The organism is Sphingopyxis sp. BE235 (genome assembly GCF_031457175.1).
GTDB lineage: Bacteria > Pseudomonadota > Alphaproteobacteria > Sphingomonadales > Sphingomonadaceae > Sphingopyxis.
Window position 1 is genome coordinate 798,150 of record NZ_JAVDWC010000001.1, and the last position, 26,077, is coordinate 824,226.

Sequence of the window (26,077 nt, forward strand, 5' to 3'; positions counted from 1 at the left end):
CCGTTCTCTCTCCGACCGCCCACCGACGGAGACCGACATGACCGAGACCAAAATCTTTGCGCGACTGAAGGCCGACCACGACCGCCATCGCGAGCTTCTCGCCCGCATCGATGAAACGCAGGGCGACAGCGACGAGCGACGCTATCTGTTCGAAGCCTTCCGCGTCGAGGTGACCGCGCATGCGGCGTCGGAGGAAATGTCGCTTTATGCGACGATGCTCGCGAACCCCGATCTCCGCGACGAAGCGCAGCACAGCGTCGCCGAGCATAAGGAGATCGAGGATTTTCTGACCGAACTTTACGAGATGGACTTTTCCTCGACCGGCTGGCTCACGCGATTTCGCACGATGAAGGAACGTTACCTCCACCATATCGACGAGGAGGAGGAAGAGATGTTCCCGCAGGCCGAAAAGGGGCTGTCGGACGCGAAGAAGCGCGAGCTCATCAAGATATTCGAGAAGGAAAAGCCGAAGGAAAAGGCAAAGGCGGCCGAGGACGAACCGTCGAGCGAGCACGCGAAAGCCTGACGGCTTGATCCTCCCTGCGGCGAAGCCGTGGGGAGGGGGACCGCTCGCGCAGCGAGTGGTGGAGGGGCGGCACCCTCACTCACCGGCCCCTCCGTCAGCGCTTCGCGCGGCCACCTCCCCGTGGCTTCGCCGCAGGGAGGATTCTCGCGGCCTCGACTTTTCGCGCTCCCCCCGCCATAGGCGCGCGCCATGACCGACAGATTCGCCTTTTCGATCGCCGCGACCGACGGCGCCGCGCGCACGGGCGTGATCCGGATGCAGCGCGGCGAGATTCGCACCCCCGCCTTCATGCCCGTGGGCACCGCGGCGACGGTGAAGGCGATGCGCCCCGCCGAGGTTCGCGCGACCGGCGCCGACATCATCCTTGGCAATACCTATCACCTGATGCTGCGCCCGACCGCCGAGCGCATGGCGCGGCTCGGCGGGCTTCACAATTTCATGGGCTGGGACCGTCCGATCCTGACCGACAGCGGCGGCTATCAGGTGATGAGCCTGTCGGCGCTGACCAAGCAAAGCGAGGAGGGCGTTGCGTTCAAGAGCCACCTCGACGGCTCGCGCCACATGCTCACCCCCGAGCGATCGATGGAAATCCAGCGCCTGCTCGGCAGCGACATCGTGATGGCGTTCGACGAATGCCCGCCGAACGGCGTCGATGGCAAGCGCGCCGAGGCGAGCATGGAGCGATCGATGCGCTGGGCGGCGCGCAGCCGCGCCGGCTTCGACGCGGGCGAGGAGCATGCCGCGCGTTCGGCGCTGTTCGGCATCCAGCAGGGCTCGCTCGACGCGACGCTGCGCGCGCGTTCGGCGGCGGCGCTGACCGACATCGGTTTCGACGGCTATGCGATCGGCGGGCTGGCCGTCGGCGAAGGTCAGGAGGCGATGTTCGGGGTGCTCGACTATGCGCCGGGACAGCTACCCGCCGACAAGCCGCGTTACCTGATGGGGGTCGGCAAGCCCGACGACCTCGTCGGCGCGGTCGCGCGCGGGGTCGATATGTTCGATTGCGTGCTGCCGACGCGGTCGGGGCGCAACGGACAGGCGTTCACCCGCGACGGCCCGATCAACATCCGTAATGCGAAATTCGCGGAGGATCCGGCGCCGCTCGATGGCGATTGCCGCTGCCCGGTGTGCACGACCTGGTCGCGCGCCTATCTGCACCACCTCGTGCGCTCGGGCGAGATGCTCGGCGCGATGCTGATGACGCAGCATAATCTGCATTATTATCAGGATCTGATGCAGGATATGCGCGACGCGATCGCCGCGGGCCGTTTCGCGTCGTTTCAAAGCGATTTCGACGCGCGTTACCGGCGCTGAAAATCAGTCGAGTTTGCCGAGCAGGTCGAGCAACGACTGCGGAATATCTTCGTCGACGGTGGACTCATAGGCGCGGCGCAGGGCGCCGTTAACGTCCTGCCCCTTGGCGGAAGGTTTTTTATCCGCGTCCTTTCCGGAGGTCTCGCTGCGTGGCGAACCGGTTTTAGACGACATTATCGAGGTATCCGCTGGACATGGGACCTTTTGCTAACCGCGCGTACACCAAAGCGCAATGGCGCGTTTGTTCCTTCCCGATGAAACTATTTTGCGGCTAAATCGTTCCCAAAGGTTGAAATATATCGGATGGTGCGGGGGAAGCACGGGCGTTTGTCCCTTTTCCGGACGCGTCCGCCAAAATATGTGCGGCTATCAGGAGGTAAAATATGTCATTGGGTCAGTCGGTTGCGCCGCATCTTCCCTATCTGCGGCGCTATGGCCGGTCCATTTCCGGGAGCCAGCAAAGCGGCGATGCACTGGTTGCGCGGTTGCTCGAAACGCTCGTCGCGAACCCCGGCGCGGTCGATACCGGCGCCGATTTGCGGATTCAGCTTTACCGGTTGGTGCATGACAATTTCGGGCTGATGACCGAACAGGCGACCGCGGCCGACGACGGCGCGCTGTCCGATATCGCGATTGCCGATGCCCGTCTGCGCCGGATTCCGTCGCTCGCGCGGCAGGCGCTGCTCCTCACCGCGGTCGAGGGTTTCAGCTTCGAGGACACCGGACGGATCATCGGCCGCGACGCCGAGGCGGTGCGCACGTTGATTTCGGACGCGACCGACGAGATCGACCGCCAGACGCGCGCGCGCATCCTGATCATCGAGGACGAGCCGATCATCGCGATGGACATCGAAATGATCGTCCGCGAACTCGGCCACGACGTCGTCGGCGTCGCGACGACGCACCGCGAGGCGGTCGACGAAGCGCAGAAGCATCAGCCGGGCCTCGTGCTCGCCGACATCCAGCTCGCCGACAACAGCTCGGGGATCGAGGCGGTGCAGGAAATCCTGACCGAAGTGAAGGTGCCCGTCATCTTCATCACCGCCTTCCCCGAACGGCTGCTCACCGGCGACCGGCCCGAGCCCGCCTTCCTGCTCACCAAGCCGTATCAGCCCGCGACGCTGCGCGCGGCGATCTCGCAGGTGCTGTTCTTCGACGAATCGACGATTCCGGCCTGAGAAAAAAAAACGTCGCCCCCGCGAAGGCGGGGGCCGCTGTCGGCTTGTACGGAGACGCTGAGTAAGGATGCCGGCGGCCCCCGCCTTCGCGGGGGCGACGGATTCCCCTGAACCGCCTTGCCTCATACTGCATCGCAAGCGATAGCCACCACCGATGACTGTCACCGACGCTTCCCGCCGCCAGTCGGCGCTCGACCGGCTTGGTACGCACGCGCCCTTCCTCGCGCGGCTCGCCGAACTCTACCCCGACGACGTTGCGCGATATTTGAATGATGGCACCGATGCCGCGCTCGCGGCCGTCGCCGCCCCGCCCGTCGATGACGATATCATGCGCACGCTGCGCCAGTGGCGCGGGCGGATGGCGCTGCTGCTCGCGCTCGGCGATTTGTCGGGCGAGCATGATGTGGCGACGACGACGCGGCTGCTGTCGGACTTCGCTGATGCAGCGTGCGATGCGGCGCTCGCGGCGGCTTTCGCCGAACGTGTGCCCGGCGAGGAGCCGCGCGGCCTCGCAGTGATCGCGCTCGGCAAGCTTGGCAGTTACGAGCTCAATTACTCGTCGGACATCGACCCGATCCTGATTTTCGATCCCGAAACGCTGCCGCGCCGCCAGCGCGACGATCCGGGCGAGGCCGCGGTGCGGATCGCGCGGCGGATGACTGAAATCTTGTCGGCGCGCACCGGCGATGGCCATGTGCTGCGCGTCGACCTCCGCCTCCGTCCGCATCCCGAGGTGACGCCGATCGTGCTGCCGGTGGACGCGGCGATCTCCTATTATGAATCCGAGGCGCTCGCGTGGGAGCAGGCGGCGTTCATCCGCAGCCGCGCATCGGCGGGCGACCGCGCGCTCGGCGAGCAATTCCTGTCGGCGATCCAGCCGTTCATCTGGCGCCGCAGCCTCGATTTCCGGCAACTCAAGGAAATCGGCGCGATGAGCGACCGGATCCGCGACCATTTTGCGCAGGGACAGGCGTTCGGGCCGGGGTTCGACCTGAAGCGCGGACGCGGGGGGATCCGTGAGATCGAATTTTTCGCGCAGGTCCATCAGCTCATCTATGGCGGGCGCGATCCCTCGCTGCGCGTTAAGGCGACCGTCGACGCGCTCGCAGCACTTGCGACGGCGGGGCGGATCGAGCTGGACGACGCTAATCGCCTGTCGGGCCACTATGCGACGCTGCGCAGGATCGAACACCGACTCCAGATGATCGAGGACCAGCAGACCCATTGCCTGCCCACCCAAGAAGCGGCGCTCGACTGCGTCGCGCGGCTCGACGGCGAGCCCGATGGTGCGGCGCTGCTGGCAATGCTCGAACCCGTCGTGACTGACGTGGGCAGCTGCTACGACCGGCTCGTCGCCGAACGCGCAGTGACCACCGGACTGCCGCGCGACGAGGACAGTCTCGCGGTGCAATTGGTCGCGGCGGGGTTCGACCCGCCCGACGCCGCGCTGCGCACGATCGCCGAATGGCGCGGCGGGAAGCTGCGCGCGCTGCGCAGCCCGGCGGCACTCGATGCGCTCGAGACGATGTTGCCCGAACTGGTCAAGGCGCTGGGCGCGGCGCCCGATCCGCAGGCGACACTGACACGTTTCGACAAGCTCGTCGCGGGGCTGCCGAGCGCGATCAATTTCTTCCACCTGCTCGCTGCGCAGCCGGCGCTGGCGCGCATCGCAACGCGGATATTGTCACTCGCACCGACGCTCGCCGACGCGCTCGGCACACGCGCCCAGCTGATCGAGGGGCTAATCGACCAGCGCGCCTTCGATGCGCCGGCGAACAAGGAGCAGCTGGCGGCAGAATGGCGGCCGGGGCTAGCTGCGCTCGATTATGAGCGGCTGCTCGACCGGGTACGCGACCATGTCGGCGAACGGCGTTTCGCCTATGGCGCGCAGCTCGTCGCGGGGGCGACCGACCCGCTGGTGATCGCGTGCGGTTATTCGGAGCTTGCCGAGGCGGCGCTGCAGGTGCTCGCCGACGCGACGGTCACCGAATTCGTCGCGGCGCACGGTCGCGTCCCCGACAGCGAGCTTGTCGTGCTCGCGCTCGGGCGGCTCGGGGGCAGGGCGCTGACGCATGCGTCGGACCTCGATCTCATCTATCTCTTTACCGGTGATCATCTCGCCGAATCCGACGGGCCGCGCCCGCTCGGCGCGACGACCTATTACAACCGCCTCGCGCAGCGCGTGACCGGCGCGATGTCGGTGCCGACCGCGGCGGGCAAGCTCTACGACGTCGACACGCGGCTACGCCCGCAGGGCGCACAGGGGCCGCTCGTCGTGACGGTCGACAGCTTCGAACGCTACCAGCGCGAGGAAGCGTGGACGTGGGAGCATATGGCGCTGCTCCGCGCGCGGCCGGTGTACGGTTCGGATGCGGCGAAAGCGGAGGTGCAGCGCATCATCGACGATCTGCTTGCGATCCCGCGCGACCCGGCAAAACTCGCTGCCGACGCGGCGGAGATGCGCCGCAAGATCGCGGCGCACAAACCCGCCAACGGCGCGCTCGACATCAAGGGTGGGCCGGGCGGGCTCGTCGACCTCGAATTCGCGATGCAGGTGACGCAGCTCGTCAGCGGCCAGTGCCACGATCCGAACATCTCGGCGGCGCTTGGCTGCATGAAGGCGGCGGGGCTCGTCCCGCCCGAGGTGGTCGACGCGCACGGGCTGCTCGCGCGGATGCTCGTGATGCTGCGCCTCACCGCGCCCGAGGGCGAGCCGCCGACGGCCGCGGCGCGGCAATTGGTGGCGAGCCAGTGCGGCGAGCCCGGCTGGCCGCAACTGCTTGCCGCGCACGATGCGGCGCGGCAGGAGATCGCGAACTGGTGGGCGTCGATTCGTCCCGGACAGGAGAATGAAAAATGAGCGGTCCCCAAATTGGCGATGCGATTCCCGCGGTCAAACTCCTCGACGCCGATGGCGCGGCGATCGACCTTGCCGGACTGAAAGGCGCGCCGCTGATCGTCTATTTCTATCCGAAGGCCGACACACCCGGCTGCACGGTCGAAGCGCAGGATTTCACCCGCCTCGCGCCCGAATTTGCGAAGCTGGACGCGCAAATCCTCGCCGTATCGCGCGATGCGCCGGCGAAACTCTGCAAATTCCGCGACAAATATGGCCTCACCGTCCGCCTCGCCTCCGACGAAGATGGCGCAGTGTGCGAAGCGTTCGGCACCTGGGTCGAAAAGCAGAATTACGGCCGCACCTATATGGGCATCGAGCGCTCGACCTTCCTGTTCGGCGCCGACGGCAAGCTCGTCAAAGAATGGCGCAAGGTGCGCGTGAAGGGCCATGCCGACGCGGTGCTGGAGGCGGCAAAAGCCCTCTGACATGCGGAGTTTGGGTGAAGCCGCGCGCGCGGTCCTGCTGACGCCGGACCCGCATGACAAGCGCCGCGCGGCGCGCAGCCTGGCGCGGGCGTGGCGGCAGGGAAAGCTTGCGCATCGCTGTGACACAGCGATGCCCGACGAGCCGGCGTGGCCCGCCGTGCCCGAGCTGCTCGCGCCCAACCGGATGCCGCGGCGCGGCAAGGGCGGGTCGGAACGCGGGCGTGTCGCGCTGCTCCACGCGCTCGCGCATATCGAATTCGTCGCGATCGACCTCGCGGTCGACCTGGTGGGCCGCTTCGGCGGCGAATTCCCGCGCCAATTCGTCGACGACTGGATCGGCGTCGCCGCCGATGAGGCGATGCATTTCGCCTTGCTCGACCGCCGTTTGCGTGCACTGGGCAGCCATTATGGTGCGCTGCCGGCGCACGCCGGATTGTGGGAATCGGCGCAGGATACGGCGGATGACGTGCTGGCGCGGCTCGCGATCGTGCCGATGGTGCTCGAAGCGCGCGGACTTGACGTCACGCCGTCAACCGTCGAGCGCTTCCGTGCCGTCGGCGACGAGGCATCGGCAAGGATTTTATCGCGTATTTACAACGATGAAATCCGCCATGTGAGCGCGGGCACAGTCTGGTTCCGGCAAAAGTGCGACGAAAGGGGATTCAACGTCGTTGAAACGTGGCACGCCCTAGTGAAATCGCGGTTTCGGGGCAGTTTGAAGCCGCCGTTCAACGACTCGGCGCGCCACGACGCCGGTTTAACGCAAGAATTCTACGCTGTTATTGCTTCGTAAGGATTGGGGCAGCACACAGGCTTCCGCGGGGGATGAGCAATCATCCAAACCAAGAAACACCGGCGCCAAGGCCCATTTTACGGACTTTGGCGACATGGCAGATGCGGGGTCGTAGTTTTGATCAACACTCTTCTGGCGCAGAAGTTGCACCAAGTCGCAATATTCTGCGCGGCAGCATGTTTCGGATTGGCCACACCGGCCGCCCACGCTGCCGAAACCAGCGCCGACGCCGGCATTGTCGCTCCCGACGAACCCGATGACGACAGCTTCACCGCTGGCGTTCCGTCGACCGGCGAAGACAGCGAAGCCCGCGCGATTTTCCAGGCATGGAAGCGTCTCGACACCGGCCTGACCGCCTCGATCGGCGTTGCGGTGCCGTCGCGCCGCCCGATCGACCAGATGTCGCTGTCGTCGTCGTACGGCATGCGCGTCCACCCCGTCACCGGCAAGGTCGCCCGCCACAACGGCATCGACATTCCGGCGCCGCGCGGCACCCCGATCTACGCGACCGCCGACGGCATCGTCGGCCGCGCCCAGCGCCTCGGCGGCTACGGCAATTATGTCGAAGTCGAACATGGCAACGCCATCCAGACGCGCTACGGCCACATGTCTTCCTATGTCGTCACCCCTGGCCAGTCGGTCAAAAAGGGCGATGTCCTCGGTTTCGTCGGCTCGACCGGCCGTTCGACCGGCAACCACCTCCATTATGAAGTCCGCATCGAAGGCGCGCCGGTCAATCCGATGCCGTTCGTTCGCTCGGACCAGATGGCGATCGCCGCCATCACCGGCAAGAATGTCGCGATGGGCGGTCCCGAATAAAAGAGCTTTCCTGGGTCGGAGAGGAGGGGCGCCAGGCGGGTTAACCGTCGAGGCGCCCTTTTTATTTGAGAACAGGACGCCTATCTAGCGATCATGGCCACGCAGCTTTCCGAAATCACCCTCTCGCCCGCCGCGGCGGCGCGCGTCCGCTGGATCGCCGATCGCAAGGGCGACGCTGAGGCCGCGCTGCGCCTCGCGGTCGATGGCGGCGGCTGTTCGGGCTTCACCTATCGCTTCGGCCTTGCCGAAGAAATCGATGCCGACGACATCGTCACCGAAACCGACGGAGTGAAGCTGGTGGTCGATCCGGTCAGCATCGACCTCGTCCGCGGCTGCATCGTCGATTTCGTCGATTCGCTCGGCGGATCGTCGTTCAAGGTCGAAAACCCCAATGCCGCCTCGGGCTGCGGTTGCGGGTCGAGCTTCTCGATCTGACGCCTTTCTAAGCTGCGTGCTTGCTGCCATAGGTGCGGCATGAAAATCGCGACCTTCAATATCAACGGGATCAAGGCCCGTTTGCCGCGCCTCGTCGAATGGCTCGAGGAAACGCAGCCCGATATCGCCTGCCTGCAGGAACTGAAATCGAGCGACGAAACGATGCCGACCAAGGAGATCGAGGCGGCGGGATACGGCTTCCTCTATCATGGGCAAAAGGGTTTCAACGGCGTCGCGATCCTCGCGAAGGGCACGCAGCCGGTCGAGACGCAGCGCGGGCTCGCGGGCGAGGCCGAGGACGAACAGTCGCGTTATCTGGAGGCCGACGTTCACGGCCTCCGCGTCGCGTCGATCTATCTTCCCAACGGCAACCCGCAACCGGGGCCGAAATTCGATTACAAGCTGCGCTGGATGGCGCGGCTGCGCGAGCGCGCGAAATTCCTCCTCGCTTCCGAAATCCCGACGATCCTCACGGGCGATTACAACGTCATCCCGCACGACGACGATGTGTGGGACCCGCGCGTCATGGCGACCGACGCGCTGATGCAGCCCGAATCGCGCGATGCCTGGTTCCGCCTGCTCGGCGACGGCTGGACCGACGCGATCCGCAGCCGCCATCCGGCGGGCGGCATCTGGACCTTCTGGGACTATCAGGCGGGCGGCTGGCAGCGCGACCATGGCTTTCGCATCGATCACCTGCTGCTCAGCCCCGCGCTCGCCGACCGGCTGGTCGATGCGGGCGTCGACAAGGACCATCGCGGCCGCGAAAAGGCGAGCGACCACGCGCCGACCTGGGCCATCCTCGACTAGGATCAGGATCCATTAAATTCCGTCATTCCCGCCTTCGCGGGGACACCTTTGTTATAATTCGTTTGAGGTTGTCATTTGAAGCCCTAGGGTGCCGAAGAAAACGATGGCTTTGTGCCATGTCTCTGACGTTATTGATGAAATCCGACTTTTCGAAAGTTGACCGAAGTTCAGCCGTATTCTTTGCTCAAAATTTCCGGGGGCGATACATTTCGGCGCGTCTCTTCGGTCTGAGGCTAGTGGCGCTGCGAACATTCGCCGACCGTTGCAGGTCGCGGAGCAGCGTGCGAGCGCCAGATTCTGGCAATTCGGGGATTTCAGCTTCAATCAATTGCCAGAGAGCGTGATGCTGCACCATGATCGCGAACGGAAAGATGCCGTGCCTCGCAACGATGTCGAGAACATGTTGGATTACATGTGGACTGGGTTCGGCCTCCACCCGGAGAATTTCAAACCGGTCGCGCGTGATTTTGCGGGGAGCGGCTGCCGCGGGGACGGCAATCATCTGCGATGCTGGAAACGGCATGGGAGGAATCGCATGGGGATGGGGCATATGGCCAAAAGCAGAATACCCGCCCCTCGCTGGCGAGGAGCGGGTATCGCGGGGCATCAGAATTTCGCCGAGACGTCGATCCCGATCGTTCGCGGCGTAACGACCTCCATCTGGGTCATCGTCGTGAGCGAGAAGGGATAGAAATTCCGGTTCGTCAGGCCCCGGCTGTTGCCGAGATTCTCGACGAACAGTTCGAGCGACCATCGATCGGCATTCACCCCGACGCGGGCGTTGATGATGTCATAGGCGGGAAGCCGGCTGTTGGCCGCCAGCGTCGGGTTGAACCGCGTGTTGCGGACATCATTGCCCTGATAGCTCAGGAAGACGAAGCCTTCGAGATCATCGCTCAGGTCGTGGGTATAGTCGATCGATCCGCTCATCGTCCATTTGGGGACGAAGGGCGCATGGTCTCCCTTGCGGCCGCTGACGAAGGCAAGGTCCTCGGTGAGGCGGCTGTTGGTATAACCAAAGCCGCCGCGGATGGTGAGGCCTTCGGTCGGGCGGATGACGGTTTCGAGTTCGCCGCCGTCGATCTTCAGGCCCCCGGCATTGACGAAGATGTTGAAACCGCAGCCGAGCTGCGCCGTGACTTGCGGATTCTTCCAGTCGATATGATAGGCCGAGACGTTCACCGTGAGCGCACGGTCCAGCCAGCTCGTCTTCGCACCGACTTCATAGTTCCAGAGGCTGTCGGACTTGTAGCTGTCGGGCGCCTTGGCGAGGCCGCGCGCGGCGAGATCGGCGGCGCACGAGGTTGCCGGCACGGGCTCGTTGGTCCCGCCGAGGCGGAAGCCCTTCGCGGCCTGCGCGTAGATCATGTGATCGCGGTCGAATTCATAGGACAGGTTGAACTTCGGATTGAAGCCGCTTTCCTTGTTGCGGAACGGAAAGGTACCGATGTTTGGATCGGCGAAAATGCCTCCGAACCGGACCGACGAGCGCTGTTTGGCGTCGAAATAGCGGCCCCCGACGGTCGCCTTCAGATGGTCGCCGACCGGCACGACAACCTCGCCGAAGATTGCCAATTGACGTTCCTTGAGGTCGATCGCGCTCACATAGAGCTGGTCCTTCGCGGCGCCGAAGGCGGTGCTGTCGAACCCGCCCGACGCATCGACGCCGGCAACCGTCAAATTCTGGGCGAAGGCGTTCGACTTGTCCTCGTAAAAGGCGCCGATCGTCCACTGCACGGGTGAGCTGGGTTTCGACGCGAGGCGCAGTTCGGCGCTGTAATCTTCCTGATCTGCGCTGTTCCGGATCACGCCGAGCGGAAGATTCCGGTAATTCGGCGCGACGAAGCTTACGAAGGAGCCCGTCTCGATCAGATAGTCGAGCTTCTTGTTGCGATAGGAACCGACCAGCGTCACGTCGAACGGATCGAATTCCTGATTCACGGTGAGCGCGGCGGTCAGATTCTTGTCGACATAGGGTTCGTTCACCGCGACGGTGGTATTCAGATAGCCGTCCTCCTCGGCATAGACGCTGCGCGCATTGTGGCGCGAGTGCTGGTAGGATAGCAGCGCGTCGATCGTCGTCGCGGGCCCGGGTGTGATCCGCGCCGCGATGCGCCCGCCCTTGCTAACTTCAGAGTTCACATTGTTTTCGCCGGTCACGACGTTGTCGATGAAACCGGCGTTATGCTTGTAGAAGCCGACCGCGCGGACGGCGAAGACGTCGGTCACGACGGGAATGTTTACCATCGCGTCGATCGTCCGGGTGGTGCCGCCGTGGTTGATCAGCGCGAGCTGGCCCTTGGCGCTCGCCTCGAACACGCCGGCGTTGGGCTTGCGCGTGATCAGGCGGATGGCGCCCGCCATCGAGCCCGCGCCATAGAGCGTCCCCTGCGGTCCGCGCAGCACCTCGACGCGATCGAGATCGTAAAGCTTGAGGTTCGGGCTGAACCGCTGAACCGCGATCGGCGATTCATCGAGATAGAGGCCGACCGTTTCCTTGATCTCGGCCTGGTCCTGGTTGACCGGCCCGGTGGTCACGCCGCGCAGAACGATCTGCGAATTGGCGCGATTGCCGGTCAGCGACAGGCCCGGCGTCTGGCCCGCGAACTCCTCGAGCGAATCGGCGCCAAGCTTGCCGAGCTGTTCGGCGCCGAGCGCGGCGATGCTGGACGGGATATCCTGCAGGGTTTCGGTCCGCTTGCGCGCGGTCACGACGATCTCGTTGCCGGTCGCCTCGCCGGCATCGGCTTCGCTGTCCGGCGCTGCGTCCTGCGCACGGGCGGGCGCGGCCGCGACCGCCATTGCGGCGGTGGTGAACAGGAGCGCGGTGCGCTTCGACAATTTCCTCATAAATCCCTCTCTCCATTTCCCTGGCGGCAGCGCCGATAGTGGTTCTCGACTATTATAGATTTTATCCAATTTCAATCGGCAAAGCGAAATGGGCGGTTGCCGGCGTCGAAGGTCATGGGAACAGGCGCTTTTTGGCGCGAGCGGCCGGCGGGCTAATCGCTCACGCGGCCGACGACGGACGCTTCATCGCCAAATTTCGCCCGCGATTCGCAGGTGGTTGCCGCCGAGCAGCTTTGCGAAGGTCGCGCTGCCGATGCCGCGCTTCGCCAGTTCCTCGACGATTTCGTCCATCTGCCAGGGCGCGATCATCGCCATGCCCGCGCCATAGCCCGCCTCCGACGGGAACATCGCCGGATTCGCAGCGGCGAAGGCCGCGACCTCCTGATCGTCGAAGACATAGTCGAGGGCGATCCCGACATGATCCTCGCCGACGAGCGCGAGCGCATATTCGACATGATCGGCAAAGGTGGTGATGCGGGCGTCATTGCGGCCGAGGAAAATGCCGATGCCGTTGATCCCGATGACGCCGCCGCGTTCGGCGCAGGCCGTCATCAGCGTGTCGGGAATATTGCGCGGATGATCCCACATCGCCCGCGGATTGGAATGCGAGAATATGACGGGGGTCGACGAGGCGTCGATCAGCTCGCGCGCGGTCCGGTAGCCCGTATGCGTGCCGCACGGCACCATTCCCACGCGGTTCATTACGGCCACCGCATCGCGCCCGAATCGCGTCAGCCCGCCGTCTTCCTCCATGCAACCGCCGCCCGCGATATTGGCGAGATTATAGGCGACGAGCATCCAGCGCACGCCAAGATCATAATAAAGCTCGATCATGCTGAGCTGCCCGCCGAGCGCGTTCATCCCCTCGATGTCGAAACAGACCGCCAGCTTGCCCGCCGCCTTGGCGGCCGTAATGTCCCGCGCGGCGGATGCCAGCAGATAGCGCCCGGCCCTTTCTCCCAGCCATGTCCGGATGGCCCCCAGCATCCGGACGTGCTCCTCGACGCCCTGATCCCCGAAGCCGACGTTGAGCGTGATCGTGTCGACGCCCGCGTCATGGACCCGTTCGAGCTGGGGAAGGAAGCTGTTGTCGTCGGGACGCAGCGGCATGCAGGCGTGATTGTCCCATATCACGGCGTCTCCGACCCGTTCGCGGATTGCATCTCTACCCGTGCGCATCTTGGCTCCCATCATCTGGCCGGCCCGGCGGGGCCACCGTCGATTGGCAATCTGGCTATCGGAGATTTTATCCAATTGCAACTATCGGGCAGACTATGTATCTAATTTCCGAATGCCATTTGAGAGGAGTGCCCCCGACCCGATCGGGGCATCGCAAATATGACGCAAACGCTCGCAACAAGGTCCATGGGTAAAATCCGACGCGTGACCGTGGCCGATTCGGCCACCGACGCATTGCGGCGGCGCATTTTGTCGGGAGAACTCCCCGACGGAACGCCCGTGCGGCAAGACGCGCTGGCCGAGGATTTCGGGACCAGCCGCATTCCCATCCGCGAGGCGCTGTCGCGTCTCGAGGCCGAAGGGCTGGTCGCGAGCTATCCGCACCGCGGCTATCTCGTCACCGCCTTGTCGCACGACGAGATTCGCGAATTGTTCGAGCTGCGCGCCCTGCTCGAACCCGAACTGATCCGCGCGGCGATTCCGAACATGACCGAAGAGGATTTCGCGGTCGCCGAAGGGGTGCTGGCCGAATATGCCTCGGACCTCGACAATTATGACGTGCATCGCTGGGGTGAGCTCAACACCCAATATCATCTGGCGCTCTATACGCCGTCGGGACGCAAGCGGACGATCGAGATTGTCCGCAGCCTGCTCGTGAACACCGACCGCTATACGCGTGTCGTGCTGACGCTCGAGAGCGGTATCGACGATGCCAAGGAAGATCATGGCGGTTTGCTGGAAATGTGCCGCAAGGGCGCGGTCAATCAGGCCGTCGCGCTGACCCGCGATCATATCCAGCGCGCCGAAAACAGTTTGCTGCGCATGCTCGACGCACAAGCGGGCTGATATCGCGTGACCGGGCGGAAAGCGGTGGACGTCGCGATCGTCGGCGGCGGCGTGATCGGCATCGCGTCGGCCGTCTGCCTGCGCGATGCCGGCTTTTCGGTTCTGCTGATCGACCGGGACGAACCCGGCACGGGCTGTTCGGCCGGCAATGCCGGGGTTGTCGCTACCTCGTTCATACTGCCACTTTCCAGCGTCTCGCATATCATGAGCGCGCCGCGGATGCTGCTTGACGAGATGGCACCGCTGTCGCTGCCGTGGCGCCATGTCGCTGCCTATACGCCTTGGCTCGGCCAGTTCGCGCTGAACGCGCTGCCGGGCCGTCGCCGTCGTTCGATCGATGCGCTCAAACGGCTCAACGGCGACGCGCTCGCCGCCTGGAAACGCCTGCTCGGCGGGTCGATGGCATCGCGTTTTCTGATCGAACGCGGCATGCTCGACATCGTCGCCAGCGGCGTTTCGCTCGGCGGGCTGCGCGCCGGTGCGGCGCAATTGCGCGCGGAGGGCGTTCCGGTTGATATCCTCGGCCCCGGCGAAGTCTTTGAGCTTGAGCCCGCGCTTGGCGACAGGGTCGCGGGCGCGGCGTTCCACAGCGGCGTCGCGCAGGTTACCGACCCTCTACTCCTGTCGCGGGCGCTGCTCGATCGCTTCGTCGCTGGCGGGGGACAGGTCGCGCGGCTGAATGTCGAGGCCGTCGCCATCGAAGCCGACGGCGTGAGGGTGATCGCCGACGGGCAATCGCTCCGGGCGCGAAACCTGCTTGTCGCCGCGGGCTTCTGGTCCCCTCGTTTCGTCGCGCCCTTCGGTCTGCGCGCGCCACTGCGGGCGGAGCGCGGCTATCATCTCATGCTTCCGGCGATGGCCGGCCTGCTTGGCCGCCCGGTGTCGTTTCACGCCGAATCCTTTCTGGCGACGCCGATGGAGGGAGGGCTGCGCCTTGCCGGCACGGTCGAGCTTGCCCCGCCCGATGCCCCCGCCGACTGGCGCCGCGCCGACAATCTGCCGGCACTTGCTGCGCGCTATTTCCCGGGGCTCGATCTGAATGGCCAGTCGCGCTGGGTCGGTTCCAGGCCATCCTTCGCCGATTCCCTGCCCGCAATCGGTGCGGTGCGCGGTGCCGGCCAAATTCTCTACGCCTTCGGACACCAGCATCTCGGCCTCACCCAGGCGGCCGTCACCGCCGAATATGTTCGCGATATCATTCGAGGATCCATGCCGCACAATATCGAATCCTTTTCGCTCGAGCGTTTCGGCGTATCGCGCGATGCGGCGGGCATCATGCGGGAGCGCGCGGCATGAGAATTCTGACGAACGCCGATATCTATGCGGCATCGCAGCCCGGCGAACTGGTCGATTGTCTGGCCGCGGCGTTCGGCGCCGCCTTCGCGAGTCCCGATCGCATGCATTGCGACCTGCCCGGCGGCGATGCCAAATTGCTCGTCATGCCGTCGTGGCAGGGACGCGAGGCGATCGGGGTCAAGGTCGCGACGGTGATGCCTGACAATGGCGCCCTCGGACTGCCGACGATCGATGGCGTCTATGTCTTGCTCGACGGACAGACCGGATCGGTTTCGGCGATCCTCGAAGCGAGAGCGTTGACCGCGCTGCGCACCGCTGCGGTTTCGGCGCTCGCCGCACGGCTTCTGTCGCGGCCGGACTCCCAAACCCTGCTGCTCGTCGGAACCGGCGCTCTCGCCCCGCATCTCGCCCGCGCGCATGCCGCGGTGCGCGGGCTTTCGCGCATCCTCGTCTGGGGGCGCAGCCCGGCCAAGGCGCAGGCGGTCGTCGATGCGCTGTCCGATCAGGGCTGCGAGGTCGCGGTCGCCACTAGCCTGCCCGACGCCGCAGCCGCCGCGGACATTATTTCCTGTGCGACGCTGAGCGATGCGCCGCTGATCATGGCCGACTGGGTCTTGCCCGGCACGCATCTCGATCTCGTGGGTAGCTTCGCTCCCGAGATGCGCGAGGCCGATGAGGCGCTGTTCCGGACCGGTCGCCTCGTCATCGACACCCCGACGGCGCTCAAAGAAAGCGGAGACCTGCTCGTGCCGCATCGATTGGGGTGGATATCCGATCCTGTGCCCGAACTTGCCGACCTCGTGCGCGGTCATGCGCGGGTGCGGACTTCGCCCACCGACATCACCATCTTCAAAACGGTGGGCACGGGCCTGTCGGACATCGCCGCAGCCCGCTATTTCGTCGGCAAGGCCGAGGAGCCGCAAAACCTGTTCCAGCGTAGCGCCGGGGGTGCGGCATGAACGGGGCTTCGGGCGGCTATCCCGCGAGGCTTCAGGCGTGGTGGATGGTCGCCATTTTTTGCCTTGCCGGCTTTGTCTCATACGTCGACCGGATGATCCTCAGCGTATTGGTTGCCCCCCTCCAACGCGATCTAGGTATCGGCGACGCGCAGCTCAGCCTGTTGCAGGGAGCGGCTTTCGCGATCGTCTATGTCTTTGCGGGATTGCCGCTCGGCATGATGGCCGACCGCAAGACGCGGCGCACGCTGATCATCGCCGGGTCGATCATATGGACGACGGGCACCTTGCTGTGCGGTCTTGCGCCCGGCTTCTGGTTCCTTTTCGCCGCGCGCATCCTCGTCGGGATCGGTGAGGCCGCGCTCGCGCCGGCGGCCGCCTCGATCATCTCCGATTCCTTTCCTCCGCATCAGCGCGGCACGGCGCTCGGCATCTTCATGATGGGCATGGTCGTGGGCGGTCCGGGCGCGGTCGGGGTCGGGGGTTTCCTTCTGGCGTCGGCGCAGCACGGCGACCTTGCCCATTGGTCCCTGTTCGCGGGGCTTGCCGACTGGCGCATCGTCCTCGTCATGGTCGGTGCGGCGGGGTTGCTCATCCCGCTCCTGGTCCTGACCGTCCGCGAACCGCCGCGCCGCGAGCGCGAAAGCGAAGCGAGCCTCGCCAAGGTGGTGGCGCATGTGAGCGCGCAGCGGCTGTTGCTGTTTTCGCTGCTGATCGCGGTCGCGCTGCTGTCGGTCGGTGACTATGGACTCTACAGCTGGGTGCCGTCGACGCTGTCGCGAAAATTCGGCTGGAGTCCCGATCAGATGGGCGGCTATTTTTCGATCATCACCACCGTGACAGGCATCGCGGGTGCGGTGCTCGGCGGCATTCTTTCGGACGCGGCGGCGCGCCGCCATGGCGAGGCGGCGCGCTTTTCGGTCGCGGCGGTCGCCGCGGTCGTGGGGGCGGTCGCGGCGCTGATGGTCGCCGGCCCGTACCCGTGGGTCGTGCTACTTGGCCTCGGGCTCTGGACGCTGGCTTCGTCGATCGGCGCGATCGGCGGGATCGCCGCGCTGCAGCATGTCATGCCGAACGAGATGCGCGGCATCGCCATGTCGTTCGTCGCCTTCTGCAACACGCTGCTGGGACTGGGGGTCGGGCCGACGGTTGTCGCCTCGGTCACCGAATTCGGTTTCGGCCGGCCCGATGCCGTCGGGCTCGCCATCGCGCTGGTCGTCGCGCCGGCTGCGCTGTGCTCGCTGTCGCTCTTCCTCGTTTCGCGCCGCGCGCTGGCGGCGCGACCGGCTCTCGACCATTGACAGGGGCGGGCTCTTTCCGGGAGCGTATTCCGCCGCACCGCGAAGAGATGGAAGAGTTGGAAATGGACGAATCGGGCAAAAAGGATCTTCCGCGGCGCTGGATCTTGCAGTCCAAGCTGGAAATGCCGCGCAACAATGTCCGCCTGATCGGGCGTCCGCGGCTGGTCGAGAAGATGGACCGGTGGCTGGATCTCGACCTTGGCGTCGTGGCCGGTCCGGCGGGCTATGCGAAATCGACGACCGTCGCCGAATGGTGCCGGCACCGCCATGCCGAAGGGGCGCGGATCGCATGGCTTTCGCTCGACGAAGCCGATCGCGAACCGGCCCAGTTCCTGTCCTATCTCATCGCGTCGCTGTCGAGCGCCGGGATCGCGTCGCAGGGTCTCGAAGCCGGCGCCGAAGAGGGATTTTTCGCGGGCGGCATATCCTCCGCGCTCGCGGCGCTGCTGGACGCGGTCCGCGCCGAATCGGTGCCCGTCATTCTGGTGCTCGACGATTATCACCGCGTCAATTCGCCCCGCGTCGATGCGTTGCTGCGCAGTCTGCTCGATGCCGCGCCGGACAATCTGACCATGGTCGCGGCCACCCGGGGTACGTTGCCGTTCGACATCGGCGCGCTGCTTGCGGCGGGGAGGGCGGACGAAATCGGGAGCGACGCGCTGCGCTTCACCAGGGACGAACTCGCCGGCATGTTTCCCGACGATATCGACGATGATGCCATCGCGCTGCTTCACGACCGGACCGAAGGCTGGCCGGTCGCGGTCCAGCTTGCGCGGCTGGTCGTGGCCGATGCGCCGACGACGGCGCATATCAGACATTTCCGCGGCGACAGCGGCCATATCGCGACCTATCTCGCCGAACAGATCGTCAGCGGCCTTCCGGAGGAGCTGCAGGAATTCCTCTGCTTCACGGCGCCGCTGGAGCGCTTCGACGCGTCCCTCGCGGCCGCCGTCGTCGAACGCCATGCCGCCGACGAAATGATCGACCGGCTCGAACCGCTGAACGCGCTGGTCGTTCGCGCGGAAGGGCAGGAGGCGACCTATCGCTACCATCATCTTTTCGCCGAGTTTCTGCAGATCGAATTGCGTCGCCGTCACGGCGAAGATGCCGTCGCGGGGGTCCATCGCCGGGCATCGGGCTGGTTCGAGGCCAATGGCTATATGGCCGAGGCGGTGCGCCACGCGCGCGAGGCGGGCGATCTCGATCGCTGCGCTTCGCTGGTCGAAAAAGCGGGTGGCTGGAAACTGATCCTGTTCGGCGGGATCGGCTATTTGCGCGGACTCCTTCAGCAGATTCCCGACGACATTGCGCAGGCCTATCCCCGCATTCTGCTGGCGAAGGCCTATCTCGCGGTAAAGGACGGGCTGCTGGCCGAAGCGCGGGCGCTGTTCGATGCCGCCGAAAACAGCGGCGATGCCGCCGCCGAAGCCGCGCCGCTCCGGCGCGATCTTCGCAATGTGGGGGCGCTTATCCTCGTCTATGAGGATATACCGGTTGGCCCGGCCGATGTAGCCCGGCTGGAAGGGCATCTGGCCGATCTTCCGGCCGACGATCCGCTGACGCGTTCGATCCTGTCGTGCCAGCTGATCGTCTATGAACTCGCCGTGGGCCGCTTCGCCGCGGCCGATCACCGCGCCCAGATGACGATGCGCGCGATGCGCGAGGCGCGCACGGTGCTGGGATTGAATTATTGCTACCTCCATGCGGGGCTGGCGGCGATATATCAGGGGCGTCTCAAGGCCGCCGAAGCGCATTTCGGCGTGGCCCGCCGCATGGCCGAAGAGAATTTCGCGTTCGACCCGGGGCTGCGGGCGCTTTCGCGCCTGCTCACCGGCTGCCTGCGGCACTGGACCGGCGAGCCTGCGGACTATGCCGGGGTTCAGGCGGCGGCGGATCTCGATCAGGTCGAACTTTATGACGGCTGGCTCGATATTTATGCGGCGGGATTGACCGTCGAGGCGATCCAGCAAGGGCAGCCCGAACAGGCCATCCGGCGCGGACAGAGGATTGCGGAACGGCGTGGCCTGCACCGCCTTTCGCGGATCGTCGACGCGCTTCGGGTCGCGACCGCGGGATGCGACGATCGCGGTTCGACCGCGATGACGCTGCGGCAGCAGCTGCCGCCGAACATCTGGAAGGACGAACCCTTCTGGTGGTTTCCCTTCGTCGAGAGCCGGCTGGCGCTCGCGAGCTATTATGCCGCGATCGATCGCTCGCGGGCGATCGAGGCGCTGAACGAAGGGCTCGAATGCGCGCGCGGCTTCGGGGCCAACCTCTATGCCATCCGCATCCTTGTGGCGCGGGCGTTGCTGCTCGATCTGTCGGGCGACCGGGCGCGGGCGGTCGACGACCTGATCGAGGCGCTGACCATGGCCGCGGCGGAACGGATCATCGGCCCGTTTCTGGGTCAGCGCGGGCTGGTGCCCCTGCTCCGGGCCGTCAGCCGTCAGGCGCAGGGTGCCTATATCGATATTCTGATCGTCGATTTCGCCGGCCTCGTCATCGCCCGCCTGTCGAAGCGGGGCGGCGATCAGGACGGCGCCGCAGGCCTTAGCGCGCGCGAGCGCGAGGTGCTGGAGGAGCTTGCGAACGGCCGGTCGAACAAAGAGATCGCACGGCTACTCGACATGACCGAGCATACGGTGAAATTCCACCTCAAGAATATCTTCGCCAAGCTGGGCGCCGAAAGGCGTACTGAAGCCGTCGCCCGCGCCAATCAGCTCGGACTGGTTTGACCTACCCGAAAGGGCAGGTTTTCGGCCCGGCCGGCCGCGCGCCTACCCATATGGGCGCTCCCGCTATGCTTTGGCGCGGTTGCCGGCGGGCGGCGATCCCCCGATGACAGCTCCCGAACCGACGTCAATCGAGCCGAAAGAGCCCTTCCGCAAAGGAAGGCCGGGCCGGAGCATGGGGAGGATATATGGGCGTTTCATACAAGGCAGGTCTGAAGCTCGGGATTGCGGTGGCCGGTCTGGTTTCCGCGGCGCCGTCTTTCGCGCAGGATGCGCCGAAGGACGATAGCACCGGGGTCGAGGAAATTGTCGTGACCGCACGCGGCCGCGGCGAAAATCTTCAAGATGTGCCGGTCGCCGTGACGGCATTCTCGGCCCAGTCGATCGCCGATCGCAAGATCGAGGGCGTCGGCGACTTTCTTTCGGCGACGCCGAATATTTCGATCAACCAGTCGCAGAGCGCCGGGGTTTCCTTCATTACCGTGCGCGGCGTTTCTCAGGTCCGCAACGGCGAAAGCCCAGTCGCGGTCGTCATCGACGGCGTCCAGCAGGTCACATCGCGCCAGCTGACCCAGGAATTGTTCGACCTCGAACGGATCGAGGTGCTGCGCGGACCGCAGGGCGCGCTCTATGGCCGCAATGCGATCGGCGGCGCGATCGTCATCACCACGAAAAAGCCGAGCGAGACGTTCGAAGGTTCGCTGGCGCTCGGTTACGGCCGGGGCGAGGATTACCGTGCGCGCGGTTCGGTTTCTGGACCGCTTGCCGGCGACGCGCTGCGCTTTCGCGTCGCGGGCAGCTATCGCAACCTCGATGGCTATTTCCGCAACGCCTATCTCGGCAAGAAGGTCGATGGCGTCGAGGATCTGAATCTGCGCGGACAGCTGTTCGCCGAACTCGCCCCGAATTTCACCGCCGACCTCAAGGCGCAATATGGCCGGACCGAAGGCGGCGGCGGCAACTTCCAGTATCAGTCGGCCAATTTCGACCCGGCGCGGCCCTGCTTTCTCGACGCCGCCAATCCCTTCGGCGGACCGGCGCCGGACGCCAACCGCGTGACGCGACGCTATTGCGCGACCAATTTGGGATATAATCTTCGCAAGACCGCGCAGGTTTCGCTGAAGCTCGAATATGACGCCGGTTTCGCGACGATCACCAATGTTGCCGCTTATGACCGGGTGAAGGAATATATCGAGGGCGACCAATTCCCCTATACGGCGAGCGTCGATGTCTTCGGCACCGACGGAACGCAGACGCAGTTCGAGGATGTCCGGGCGTGGTCGAACGAACTGCGGATCACCTCGCCGTCGAACCAGCCGTTCCGCTGGATGGTGGGCGCCTATTATCTCGATACGAAGCGCTTCATCTCGACGACGACGGGCGACGACAATCTGCAGGGCGTCGTCGATGTCCGCCGGAACCCGCAATTCGCCAATCCGGCCAATCCCACGCTGTCCTTCCTGGCCGACGACAATCGCAATCGCGCGTGGGCGGTCTTCGGCAATATCGCCTATGACGTCACCGACCGGCTGGAGCTTTCGCTTGCCGGCCGCTACGACAAGGACCGCCGGCGCCAGGCCGTCCGTCCCGACCAGACGGGATCGCTTCCGGTCGGATGCACGGTCGCCGCGCCCGACAATTGCATCAAGCGCAACAGCTATGACCTGTTCCAGCCCAAGCTTTCGGTCAAGTATCAGGCGATGGACAATCTGAACCTGTTCGGCTCGTGGGGCGTGGGCTTCCGTTCGGGGCAGTTCAACCAGAGCGGGGTTGCCGCCGCCGCGGCCGCCGCCGGGGTGAACGGCGTGTCCGACGTCGTAAAGCAGGAAGAGGCCGAGACGTTCGAGCTGGGCTTCAAGAGCGACCTGTTCGACCGCCGCCTGCGGCTGAACGGCACATTCTATACGACGAAGGACGAGAATCCGCTCTATTTCGTCTTCATCGGATCGATCGGTGCACAGGTTCTCGTCAACATCGACCGCGTGCGTTCGACCGGCTTCGAGCTGGAGGCGCAGGCACGGCTCGCCGACGGTCTCGATGCGTTCGCCAACTATGGCTACACGCACAGCCGGATCAAGGAATATGCGGTCGATCCGGCGCTGACCGGCAATTGGACGCCCTATGTGCCCCGCGATACCTGGGCGCTCGGCCTGCAATATCGCACCGCGATCGCCGAAGACATCGGCCTGTTCAGCCGCGCCGACGTCGAGCATCGCGGCAAGCAATATTGGGATCCGGAAAATTCGACCGCGCGCGACGGCTTCGAACTGGTGAACCTGCGCTTCGGGATCGAGCAGCCCGACGGGCGCTGGTCGCTGGTCGGGTCGATCGATAATCTGTTCGACAAGAAATATAACGCCGAATGGGTGCTGGGCGGCTTCGTCCAGCCGGCGCTGTCGCGTACCTGGTCGCTCGATTTTTCGATGAAGTTCTGAAGCGGCGGGGGGAGGCCGCAGGCCTTCCCACCGTTCCGGTTGATGACGCGCGCGGACCCTCCGCCGCGCGAAGGGAGAATGATGCCATGTCGCAGAAGACCAGAGTGCTTTGGGTGAATCCGGTCGGCGTGTCGTCCTATGACGCGCCGATGGGCGAGCTGATGGGCGGGGTCAAATCGCCCGATACCGACGTCGATATCGTTTCGCTCAGCACGGCGGCGCTGCCGAACCACCTCGAATACCGGACCTATGAAGCGCTGATCGTCGCCGACATGGTGCGGCTGGCGCGCATGGCCGATGTCGAGGGCTATGACGCGATGGTGATCGGCTGCTTCTACGATCCGGGGCTCGAGGATGCGCGCGAGATTTCGGGGGGCGCGGTCGTCGTCGCGCCGTGTCAGGCGTCGGTGCAGATCGCCGCGAACCTTGCCAACCGCTTCTCGATCATCATCGGGCAGGAAAAATGGGCGGTGCAGATGCGCGAGCGCGTCGATGCCTATGGCTATGCCCATAATCTTGCGTCGATGCGCGCGATCGGGATCGGCGCGGCGGATTTGCAGAAAGATTGTGATCTGACCGCCGAGCGGATGCTCGAGGCTGGCCGGCGCGCGATCGAAGAAGACAAGGCGGAGGCGCTGATCCTCGGGTGCACATGTTCGTTCGGCCTGCACGAGACGCTCCAGCGCGAACTCGGCGTGCCGGTGATCGACCCGATCCTCGCGGCTTTCAAGATGGCCGAATTTCTGGGCGGACTGCGCCGTCGCTTCGACTGGTCGCCCAGCCGGCGCTGGAGCTGCGCGCCGCCGTCCGAAGCCGAAATCGAAAGCTTCGGCATTTTCGCGTCGGGCCCGCCGGTCGGCAACAAGCTGCGCTATTGAGGAGCATATTCCCGTGGAGATCATACCGCTCAATTGGGACGATGCGAACGTCCGTATCGAAGAGTTGGGCCAGCGCCACAGTTCGGGAAAAAGCACGGCCCTTTATGGCATGGCAAGCTTCCCCGCCGGTATCCGGCATCCGGAGCAAGGCTATTCGGCGCATGAAGGCGTCGAAATCTCCTTCATCCTCGACGGGGTGTTCGAGGTCGAGACGCCGGACGGCATCATTTCCGTCGCGAAGGACCATCTGGTCGTGATTCCGGCGGGCGAGCCGCACGCGACGCGGGCGACCGCGTCCGGCCGCGTCGCCTATTTCCTCATCAACGATATTCAGGAGTAACGATCGTGCGGGCTTCGAGCGATGTCGGAGGGACTTTCACCGACCTGGTCTATTATTCGGTCGATCCTTCGACCGGTGCGTGCGGAACCGTCATGACGGCAAAGGCCGACACGACGCCGCCGAATTTCGAACAGGGCGTTCTCGATGCGCTGGCCAAATCGGGCGTGTCCGTCGCCGATCTGGACTTTTTCGCCCATGGATCGACGGTGGTGATCAACGCGCTCACCGAGCGCAAGGGCGTCAAGACCGCGCTGATCACGACGCGCGGGTTTCGCGATGTCATCGAGATTGCACGCGGTAATCGTCCCGATCTCTTCAATTTCAACTTCCGCAAGCCGAAGCCGTTCGTCGAGCGTTATCTGCGGGCCGAACTCGACGAGCGGGTGACCTATCGCGGGGCGATCAAGCGGCCGGTCGATCTTGCGCCGCTCGCCGACATCATCGCGCGGTTTCGCGAGGACGGGGTGGAGGCGATCGCGGTTGCCTTTCTGCACGCCTATGTCGAACCGGCGAACGAGATTGCGGTGGTCGACGCCATCCGCCGCCTGTGGCCCGAGGTTTCGGTCCTCGCCTCGCACGAGGTCAGCCGCGAATGGCGCGAATATGAACGCACCAATACGACGGTGCTCTCGGCCTATGTGCACCCGATCACCGAGCGCTACATCAATCGCCTCGAGGAGCGGCTGGCCGCCGGCGGCTATGCCCACCCGCTCTACATGATGCAGTCGAACGGTGGCATCGCGACGGCCGAGGCGTCGAAGGCGAACCCGATCGCGATGGTCGAATCGGGTCCGGCGAGCGGCATCTTCGCCGCCGCCTATATGGGCCGCGAGATCGGCGAACCCAATCTGATCGTCCTCGATATCGGCGGAACGACGGCGAAATGCACGCTCGTCGAGGACGGCGAGGTCAAGGTGACGACCGAATATCATATCGAGCGCGACAGCAAGACACCGGGCTATCCGATCCAGACCGCCGTGTCGGAAATCGTCGAAATCGGCAATGGCGGCGGCTCGATCGCGTGGGTCGACGAAGGCGGCAAGCTGCACGTCGGGCCGAAATCGGCGGGCGCGCGTCCGGGGCCTGCCGCCTATGGCCATGGCGGCACCGATGCGACGACCACCGATGCCAATCTCGTGCTCGGCCGGATCGACCCCGCAAGCTTCGTGGGCGGCGAACGCGAACCCGATTGGCGGGCGGTGGATGCCGCTTTCGCCCCGCTTCAGGACCGGCTCGGCCTGTCGCAGGAAGAGGTGGCGCGCGGCATCGTCCGCATCGCCAATGCGAACATGACCGGCGCGCTGCGGCTCGTATCGACGAACAAGGGCTATGATCCGCGCGATTTTGCGCTGATGGCGTTCGGCGGCGGCGGTGCCATGCACGCGGTCGCGCTGGCCGAGGAACTGCGCGTTCCGCACGTCATCGTCCCCGTCAATTCGTCGGTCTTTTCGGCCTGGGGCATGTTGCTCACCGATCTGCGGCGCGACTATTTGCAGACCCGGCTGACGGCGCTTTCGCACGAGGAAGCGGCTGTGCTCGCGGCGACCTTCGCCGCGATGGAAGAGGCCGCGCGCGGTGATTATGGGCGCGACGATATCCGCTTCGAACGCTTTCTCGACATGCGCTATATCGGGCAGGAGCATACGGTGAAGATCGCGGCCGCGACGGCGCCCGGCGGCGGGATCGATGTCGATGCGACCGCGGCGGCCTTCCATGCCGCGTACGAAAAGCGTTTCACCTATCGCCTCGACAATGCGATCGAGATCGTCAACTTCCATTCGGTCGCGACGGTCGCCGTGGCCAAGCCCGAACTGGCCGCGAAGGTGCCGACCGGACGCAGCCTGAACGAAGCCCTTATGGGCACGCGCCGTGTCGATTTCGACCAGCATGGCGTCCATGAGGCGCAGATTTACAATGGCCTGCTGCTCGAACCGGGAATGGAGTTCCACGGCCCGGCGATCATTCAGGAGCCGTCGGTCACCTGCGTCGTGCCGCCGCCGCACCGGGTCAGCATCGACCGGTTCGGCAATTATCACATTCATCTGAACGGCTGAGGGGAAGACGC

General features: G+C 65.1%; 22 protein-coding genes. 18 read left to right on the plus strand and 4 right to left on the minus strand.

Features of this window, described 5'->3' with window-relative positions:
• Nucleotides 1-37 precede the first annotated feature (37 nt).
• Both J2X38_RS03890 and tgt read left to right on the plus strand, forming a co-directional pair.
• Complete coding sequence (locus tag J2X38_RS03890) at nt 38-526, plus strand: hemerythrin domain-containing protein (RefSeq protein ID WP_310251507.1); 489 nt, start codon at nt 38-40, stop codon at nt 524-526.
• Between the two features lie 189 nt (nt 527-715).
• Nucleotides 716-1,840: a tRNA guanosine(34) transglycosylase Tgt gene (gene tgt, locus J2X38_RS03895; RefSeq protein ID WP_310251509.1), complete on the plus strand. Its 1,125-nt coding sequence runs from the start codon at nt 716-718 to the stop codon at nt 1,838-1,840.
• Nucleotides 1,841-1,843: 3 nt separating this feature from the next.
• Here tgt and J2X38_RS03900 read toward each other — a convergent pair whose 3' ends face one another.
• Nucleotides 1,844-2,014 (minus strand): NepR family anti-sigma factor, encoded by a 171-nt coding sequence (locus tag J2X38_RS03900; RefSeq protein WP_156377358.1) that lies wholly within the window; start codon nt 2,012-2,014, stop codon nt 1,844-1,846.
• 209 nt (nt 2,015-2,223) lie between these two features.
• Between J2X38_RS03900 and J2X38_RS03905 the strand changes: the two genes are divergently transcribed.
• The 7 genes from J2X38_RS03905 (at nt 2,224) to xth (ending at nt 9,199) form a co-directional block, all read left to right on the plus strand.
• Nucleotides 2,224-3,018: a response regulator gene (locus J2X38_RS03905; protein ID WP_058536866.1), complete on the plus strand. Its 795-nt coding sequence runs from the start codon at nt 2,224-2,226 to the stop codon at nt 3,016-3,018.
• A 154-nt stretch (nt 3,019-3,172) separates the two neighbouring features.
• Nucleotides 3,173-5,878, plus strand: a complete 2,706-nt coding sequence (locus tag J2X38_RS03910; protein WP_310251513.1) for a bifunctional [glutamine synthetase] adenylyltransferase/[glutamine synthetase]-adenylyl-L-tyrosine phosphorylase — start codon at nt 3,173-3,175, stop codon at nt 5,876-5,878.
• Entirely contained in the window at nt 5,875-6,342 is a 468-nt protein-coding gene (locus tag J2X38_RS03915; RefSeq protein ID WP_310251516.1) for a peroxiredoxin, read from the plus strand. The genes J2X38_RS03910 and J2X38_RS03915 overlap by 4 nt, the downstream gene beginning before the upstream one ends.
• A 1-nt stretch (nt 6,343) precedes the next feature.
• Nucleotides 6,344-7,135, plus strand: coding sequence for a ferritin-like domain-containing protein (locus J2X38_RS03920; protein WP_310251518.1), 792 nt, complete (start codon nt 6,344-6,346; stop codon nt 7,133-7,135).
• Nucleotides 7,136-7,321: 186 nt separating this feature from the next.
• On the plus strand, nt 7,322-7,954 hold the full coding sequence (locus tag J2X38_RS03925) for a M23 family metallopeptidase (RefSeq protein ID WP_310251521.1): 633 nt from the start codon (nt 7,322-7,324) through the stop codon (nt 7,952-7,954).
• Between the two features lie 93 nt (nt 7,955-8,047).
• Entirely contained in the window at nt 8,048-8,389 is a 342-nt protein-coding gene (erpA, locus tag J2X38_RS03930) for an iron-sulfur cluster insertion protein ErpA (protein ID WP_310251523.1), read from the plus strand.
• Between the two features lie 39 nt (nt 8,390-8,428).
• Entirely contained in the window at nt 8,429-9,199 is a 771-nt protein-coding gene (gene xth, locus J2X38_RS03935) for an exodeoxyribonuclease III (RefSeq protein WP_310251525.1), read from the plus strand.
• A gap of 184 nt (nt 9,200-9,383) precedes the next feature.
• Here the strand turns inward: xth and J2X38_RS03940 are convergent, their stop codons facing one another.
• The 3 genes from J2X38_RS03940 to J2X38_RS03950 form a co-directional block, all read right to left on the minus strand.
• Nucleotides 9,384-9,722: a hypothetical protein gene (locus J2X38_RS03940; protein WP_310251527.1), complete on the minus strand. Its 339-nt coding sequence runs from the start codon at nt 9,720-9,722 to the stop codon at nt 9,384-9,386.
• Between the two features lie 83 nt (nt 9,723-9,805).
• On the minus strand, nt 9,806-12,049 hold the full coding sequence (locus tag J2X38_RS03945; RefSeq protein ID WP_310251530.1) for a TonB-dependent receptor domain-containing protein: 2,244 nt from the start codon (nt 12,047-12,049) through the stop codon (nt 9,806-9,808).
• Between the two features lie 183 nt (nt 12,050-12,232).
• Complete coding sequence (locus J2X38_RS03950) at nt 12,233-13,228, minus strand: membrane dipeptidase (RefSeq protein ID WP_310251532.1); 996 nt, start codon at nt 13,226-13,228, stop codon at nt 12,233-12,235.
• 186 nt (nt 13,229-13,414) lie between these two features.
• Here J2X38_RS03950 and J2X38_RS03955 point away from each other — a divergent pair, with 186 nt between their 5' ends.
• The 9 genes from J2X38_RS03955 to J2X38_RS03995 all read left to right on the plus strand — a co-directional run bounded on the left by J2X38_RS03955 (nt 13,415) and on the right by J2X38_RS03995 (nt 26,066).
• Complete coding sequence (locus J2X38_RS03955; protein WP_310251533.1) at nt 13,415-14,074, plus strand: GntR family transcriptional regulator; 660 nt, start codon at nt 13,415-13,417, stop codon at nt 14,072-14,074.
• Nucleotides 14,075-14,080: 6 nt separating this feature from the next.
• Entirely contained in the window at nt 14,081-15,370 is a 1,290-nt protein-coding gene (locus tag J2X38_RS03960; RefSeq protein ID WP_310251535.1) for an FAD-dependent oxidoreductase, read from the plus strand.
• Nucleotides 15,367-16,329 (plus strand): hypothetical protein, encoded by a 963-nt coding sequence (locus J2X38_RS03965; RefSeq protein ID WP_310251537.1) that lies wholly within the window; start codon nt 15,367-15,369, stop codon nt 16,327-16,329. The genes J2X38_RS03960 and J2X38_RS03965 overlap by 4 nt, the downstream gene beginning before the upstream one ends.
• The gene (locus J2X38_RS03970) at nt 16,326-17,627 is read left to right on the plus strand and encodes an MFS transporter (RefSeq protein ID WP_310251539.1); all 1,302 of its coding nucleotides are present in this window, start codon (nt 16,326-16,328) and stop codon (nt 17,625-17,627) included. The genes J2X38_RS03965 and J2X38_RS03970 overlap by 4 nt, the downstream gene beginning before the upstream one ends.
• 62 nt (nt 17,628-17,689) lie before the next feature.
• Nucleotides 17,690-20,362 carry a LuxR C-terminal-related transcriptional regulator gene (locus J2X38_RS03975; RefSeq protein WP_310251541.1) on the plus strand — a complete coding sequence of 891 codons (2,673 nt, stop codon included), beginning with the start codon at nt 17,690-17,692 and terminating at the stop codon, nt 20,360-20,362.
• Nucleotides 20,363-20,547: 185 nt separating this feature from the next.
• Nucleotides 20,548-22,794 (plus strand): TonB-dependent receptor, encoded by a 2,247-nt coding sequence (locus tag J2X38_RS03980; protein WP_310251543.1) that lies wholly within the window; start codon nt 20,548-20,550, stop codon nt 22,792-22,794.
• Nucleotides 22,795-22,880: 86 nt separating this feature from the next.
• Nucleotides 22,881-23,672, plus strand: a complete 792-nt coding sequence (locus tag J2X38_RS03985) for an aspartate/glutamate racemase family protein (protein WP_310251545.1) — start codon at nt 22,881-22,883, stop codon at nt 23,670-23,672.
• Between the two features lie 13 nt (nt 23,673-23,685).
• Nucleotides 23,686-24,012: a cupin domain-containing protein gene (locus tag J2X38_RS03990; RefSeq protein WP_310251547.1), complete on the plus strand. Its 327-nt coding sequence runs from the start codon at nt 23,686-23,688 to the stop codon at nt 24,010-24,012.
• Between the two features lie 5 nt (nt 24,013-24,017).
• Nucleotides 24,018-26,066 (plus strand): hydantoinase/oxoprolinase family protein, encoded by a 2,049-nt coding sequence (locus tag J2X38_RS03995; protein ID WP_310251549.1) that lies wholly within the window; start codon nt 24,018-24,020, stop codon nt 26,064-26,066.
• The last annotated feature ends 11 nt before the right edge of the window (nt 26,067-26,077 follow it).